A 5,295-nucleotide genomic window follows, 5' to 3' on the forward strand; every position below is an offset into this window, starting at 1 on the left:
CCTATCTAGGATAAACGAAGACAGGACGAGAGAAGATATTTCCACCAGAGACTTAAAAAATCTAACTAAAGCAGCTATAGAGAATTTAGAAAAAATAATAGAAGCTAAAGAAAATGTTGGTAGAATTATTGCTGAGAATCCAGGCTTATCTTTATCTGATGTAGTGAAAGAAAATTATGCAAATGTAGAAGATCAGCTATCGGCAGCACGTGAACTTCTTGAAAGTAATAAACAACTTGAGGGTGAAATAGCAGCAACAATTAAAGATGAAAAATCTAAAGCTAAATTATTTGCTAATCTACCATCCTCAGATTCATTGGAGATGGATCCAGAAAAAGAGAAAAAACTTCAAGATGCTATTCAAGTTAATAAAGAAAAGGCTATTCAAGCTAAATCCCAAACAACCATAGCTAAACGAGTTAGGGGAATAGCTGGCAGACAAGAGGTAAAGCAAAAAATAAAACGAGAATTTTCAGACTTCACAAAAGTTCCTACTATGGAAGAAAAAAGAGCGCAAAAAGCTACAAAAAAAGAAAAACAAAAATTGAATGAAGTTTATGAAAAGGGCATAAAAGCTGAATTAACGGAGAATATAATGAATGACTTAGCAATGAGTGATTCCCTATCTAGGATAAACGAAGACAGGACGAGAGAAGATATTTCCACCAGAGACTTAAAAAATCTAACTAAAGCAGCTAAAGAAGCAGTAGCTCAAGAAAAAGCTAAAGAAGTATTAAATGAGCTAGGGTTATCTAGCGCTAAACCAGGAGAAGAGAAACAGCCTCTAACTCCAGATAGTTTATGGAATTCTATAGATAAAGATCCTATGTTTAAAGGAAGAGATAATCTCAAGATATTAATGAATGACTTTTTAGGTGATTATCTGAAGGCTAAGTCATTAGATGAATCTTTGACTCTTAAAAAATTTTCTTTTCAACAACAAGATAATCTTGGTAAAACCGCGGAAGATAAAGCTGCAGCTTTGGGTAGGAAATTGACAGGTAGAGCAACTGATGCAGATTTATTCAAGGAAATAGTTACTAATCTAGCAGAAGAAAAAGAGCCGTTAGAAGGAATAAAAGAGGCCAAGAAAGGGCAATTTATCCGAGCATCAAAATTGCAAAGTAAGAATCAAGGCCAAAGCCGTTAGTATTTAGGTATAATTACTTACCTTTAAGTTAAAAAAAGCTGCTCATATTAATTTATGGGCAGTTTTTTTGTTTTAAGAAGGTGAATTAGACCAAAAGGTCTAATAAAGATTTTTAATTCTGGCACGCTATTCGGTTAATACCTCATAGCTCTGGATGACGGGAAAGGGGGACAAATAAAGCCTATGACCTTAAATGACAAGGTGGGGAGGAGCCAGCTAAAGTATTAATTCCCTCGTCATTGCGAGGGAAGCGCCAGCGTACGAAGCAATCCATATGACAAGTTGATATTATTGATAGTTTTCTTAATCCCCCAGTTTAAAGTTTTTTGATGAGGTAAGGTTTTACTGGGCCCTCGGCCCTTCGGGCCAAGGGTGACGAAAGAAAAAGGTTGGCCAAGGGTGACGAAAGAAAAGGGGTATCCAAGATTAACGTTCTGCTAAAATTAAAGAACCACATTACAAAAACTTCGTCATTCTTGGAAAACGATAGTTTGACGAGAATCTAGTTTAAATCTTTTACGCTAAGAAAATATTAAACTGCTTTAGAACTGCAATTGACTATAATCACCCATTATAGTAGGCTTTATATGTATGCTATTTAAGCATGATGAAGGATTATATGTTTGCTAATAATAGCCTTAGGTTAATAGCTTTGACATTTATATTATTTCAAAGTTTTTTTATTCAGGCATTAGAACATACCAATTTCAAAAAAGGGGAAAATACAATGTCACTACCAAATTTTGATGATACTATGGCTGATATGATGGATAAGTTTCATGAAATGGCTGAGTTAAATAACGCTTTAACCTCAGGTAAAGCTAAGGATAATCCAAATTTTAAAGAATTATCTGAAAGAAAATTAGCTATATGCAATGAATTGATGAAAGATCATCTAGAACCATATGAAAAGAAGAGAAATGATTATATTCAATCTCATCCTGGAGTTAGACTTGCTAATGATGGGTTTTATACCATAAGGAATCATGTGAGAGATGAAGGTATTATGACTGAAAAATCTATAAAGAATCCAGATTACGTTCCTGATCTTCCTGTGGTTACAATGCAAGTAGTTCCTGGTAAAACTACTCGTCAAAGAATAATGGAAGCCCAAGCAGCTATGAATAAAGAAGTGGATAGAATTAATGATCAACTTGGTGGGAAAGTGTTTCTAAAAAGAAGTGATTATGTGGAAAGAAGCAGCAAGGTTCGACGTATAGATAAATTAGACAGGGAATTCACGTTAGGCAAGGAATTCAAAGGAGAGAGATCTCTGTAAATATATATTAAAAAGGGTGATAATGTGTATAATCACCCTATTGTATTTAGGAGTAATAATCAGCCAAAATGACAAAACTTAAGCAGCCTTTAGCTATATTTGATTCTATGGAGTTTTTGATTGATCAGAAAGACTTCTCCTATTTAGATGCTGATTATAACTTAAGTGATGTTCATCAAGCTCATGCATTCTTAAAATCCTATAAAGGAAGCGCTGGAACATTTAATTCATATCGCAGAGAGATTGAGCGTTTAATACAATGGTGTGCGTTAATTGCTAATAAATCTTTGAAAGATTTAAAACGAGAAGATATTGAGCTATTTATAGAGTTTTCTCAAAAACCTCCTAAGAACTGGATTGGTTTACATAAACCACCTAGATTCATTGAATTAGATGGTGTTCGTGTTCCTAATCCGGACTGGAAGCCATTTATTGTGACGGTTAGCAAACTTAAACATCGTCAAGGAGATAGACCTGAGCTTAAGAACTTTGAGCTTAAGCAAGGCGCTCTGAAGCAAATCTTTGCAATTATTGGCAGTTTTTATAATTATCTTTTGCAAGAAGAATATGTGGAAATTAATCCGGTTGCCATGATTCGTCAGAAAAGTAAATTTATCCGTAAAGTTCAAGAAAAACCAAAGATTAGAAGATTATCAGATCTGCAATGGAAATATGTTATGGATTGTGCTAAACGCCAGGCAGATTGTGGTGATGACTATCATGAGCGCACATTATTTATGATGTCTGCTCTATATTCAATGTATTTAAGAATTTCTGAGCTTGCTGCCAGCAAACGTTGGTCTCCAAAGATGAATGATTTCTCTAGTGATAGCGATGGTAATTGGTGGTTCACAACAGTTGGAAAAGGCAATAAACAACGACAAATAGCCGTTAGTGATGACATGTTGGAGGCTTTAAAACGCTGGAGGAAGCATTTAGGCTTAACACAGCTCCCCTCTCCTGCTGATGATTCTCCTTTAATACCTAAAGCTTTGGGAAGAGGACCAATTAGCAGTACAACATATATTAGAAAGATTGTTCAAGGCTGCTTTGATCAAGCAATTTCTCAGTTAAAACATGATAACTTGCTCGAAGAATCTGATTCTTTAGTTGAAGCAACTGTGCATTGGCTAAGACATACAGGTATATCTGAAGATGTAAAAACAAGGCCAAAAGAACATGTTCGTGATGATGCAGGCCATAGCTCTAGTGCTATTACTGATAAATATATTGATATTAAGCTTAAAGAACGCCATAAATCAGCTAAGAAAAAATCCATTTCAGGAGAATAGATATGACCACCCAGCCAACCCCAGCTCCCACTCCATTTGAAACGAAAAACCGAGATGGGTTAAATGGTGATGATTCTGGCGATCTTTTAATTCCTTTAACATTGCTGTTTGGATCTGTGGTTCTTACAGTTGGTTCTTTCTGTGGATGTTATTATAAAGATAACATTTGTGGAGTCACAAATAGCGAACCACTTTTAGGAAGCGAATAAACATGAGCAATAACTCAACAGATTTGGATATTTCATTAGAAATTATATTACCAGTTACTATAGGAGCTGTGGCATTATGCGCCGTATCTGGTGCTATGTATTATTATTGCAGCAACAAGCCTACCGTCACTAGTTTGGATGGGGTGGATTTTTGTTATGCTAAATTCGGAGAAGAATTTAGCTAATATAATTTAAAGAAAGTCCAGCAAAGTCTATGAGATCGCTTGGATTAGTTTCTACTAAATTGCTGACGTTATGATTTTGCAATTCTGTAAGCTCTGCTTCTTGCTCACCTTCATCAATTATATATCGATCTAATATTTCTTGTATTGTTCTAGAATAATCATCATTAATTCTTTGAATGTTACGGTAATATGCATTTAAATTTCCTTCCAATGCAACAGGAGGGAGGATGGATCCTAAATTAATAAATTGATCTATTATATTACGATAATTATCTCCCCTTTGAATAGACTCTCTTAAAGGTGTTATATCTGAATTAGTAGTTATGCCAGATTGAAATATGTATTCATTAAGAGATCTATTTATTTCTTGAGTAGTGTATAACCTACTATCATTTATCTCATCAATTACAGCTCTTCTTTGGTTGTTAGCCTCTGCAATTTCTTGGGTTGGCATGGTGGCCCTAAATCTTGTGGCAATGAAACTGGCCATGTTTGTATCTGGCGCTGTTTCACTGATCCTTCTATGGTAATAATCACTATCTAGTATATAAGTAAGAATGTTTCTTATTTCATTGTCGCTTATTCTTAGGTCAACTATGGTTACATCAATTCTCTGAATAATATCAGGTATTAAACCATCATAGGCTTCATTGACAATTTCTCTAGCCCTTTCATATGTTATCATTTTCTTTAAATTCCTGATAAATCAACACGATGCCCATAACAACCATGATCGTGAGGATAAGGGAGTGTTAAGTGAATCATAATCATTATTTCATTAATTAATCTTGCGCGGTTTATATTATATGCAACAAATCTTCGTTTCTGTCAATAGTTGACAGCATTGTCTCACTTAACGCTAAGATTATATGGGCAATTATAGTCTATAATTGCTTATAGACTATGATCTAAGATGTTTGGCGTTATTCCTGCTATATTATAATCTGGATGTACAACTTCAGGTGTGCTTTCTCTAGACCAAGTAGCGTTACTATTCCCTCTTGCAAGAGGAGGAGGTGGTGGAATATAATCAGTTTCTATATTCTCAGGTTCTTGATCTATTGGAGTGTTCTCTCTTCTAGTATTTTCATTATTAATACCATTTATACTTTCAAAAACATCATATTCTAAAGAGACCCTTTCCATTAGTTCTTGAATCCTTGCGTGAGCCATTCCAAGC

The 5,295-nt window shown here is 34.7% G+C and carries 7 protein-coding genes; 5 read left to right on the forward strand and 2 right to left on the reverse strand.

Going from position 1 to position 5,295, the window contains the following annotated elements:
- From N4A31_01315 to N4A31_01335, 5 genes are all read left to right on the forward strand, one after another.
- Positions 1-1,150, forward strand: a 1,150-nt coding sequence (locus N4A31_01315; GenBank protein MCT4634871.1) for a hypothetical protein, incomplete at its 5' end; no start/stop codon positions are given.
- Between the two features lie 727 nt (positions 1,151-1,877).
- Positions 1,878-2,429, forward strand: a complete 552-nt coding sequence (locus tag N4A31_01320) for a hypothetical protein (GenBank protein MCT4634872.1) — start codon at positions 1,878-1,880, stop codon at positions 2,427-2,429.
- A gap of 68 nt (positions 2,430-2,497) precedes the next feature.
- A complete protein-coding gene (locus tag N4A31_01325; protein ID MCT4634873.1) occupies positions 2,498-3,721 on the forward strand; it encodes a tyrosine-type recombinase/integrase in 1,224 nt (407 codons plus the stop codon).
- Between the two features lie 2 nt (positions 3,722-3,723).
- Positions 3,724-3,930: a hypothetical protein gene (locus N4A31_01330; GenBank protein MCT4634874.1), complete on the forward strand. Its 207-nt coding sequence runs from the start codon at positions 3,724-3,726 to the stop codon at positions 3,928-3,930.
- A gap of 2 nt (positions 3,931-3,932) precedes the next feature.
- Positions 3,933-4,115, forward strand: coding sequence for a hypothetical protein (locus N4A31_01335; protein ID MCT4634875.1), 183 nt, complete (start codon positions 3,933-3,935; stop codon positions 4,113-4,115).
- Here N4A31_01335 and N4A31_01340 read toward each other — a convergent pair.
- Positions 4,108-4,800: a hypothetical protein gene (locus N4A31_01340; protein MCT4634876.1), complete on the reverse strand. Its 693-nt coding sequence runs from the start codon at positions 4,798-4,800 to the stop codon at positions 4,108-4,110. The genes N4A31_01335 and N4A31_01340 overlap by 8 nt on opposite strands.
- A gap of 209 nt (positions 4,801-5,009) precedes the next feature.
- A partial coding sequence (locus N4A31_01345; protein MCT4634877.1) for a hypothetical protein occupies positions 5,010-5,295 on the reverse strand: 286 nt, incomplete at its 5' end.

The organism is Rickettsiales bacterium, from assembly GCA_025210695.1.
GTDB lineage: Bacteria > Pseudomonadota > Alphaproteobacteria > Rickettsiales > CANDYO01 > CANDYO01.

Bases quoted from the DNA above. Each gene is read 5' to 3' on its own strand.
- N4A31_01320 (MCT4634872.1), top strand. From the start codon at position 1,878: ATGTCACTACCAAATTTTGATGATACTATGGCTGATATGATGGATAAG.
- N4A31_01325 (MCT4634873.1), top strand. From the start codon at position 2,498: ATGACAAAACTTAAGCAGCCTTTAGCTATATTTGATTCTATGGAGTTT.
- N4A31_01330 (MCT4634874.1), top strand. From the start codon at position 3,724: ATGACCACCCAGCCAACCCCAGCTCCCACTCCATTTGAAACGAAAAAC.
- N4A31_01335 (MCT4634875.1), top strand. From the start codon at position 3,933: ATGAGCAATAACTCAACAGATTTGGATATTTCATTAGAAATTATATTA.
- N4A31_01340 (MCT4634876.1), bottom strand. From the start codon at position 4,800: ATGATAACATATGAAAGGGCTAGAGAAATTGTCAATGAAGCCTATGAT.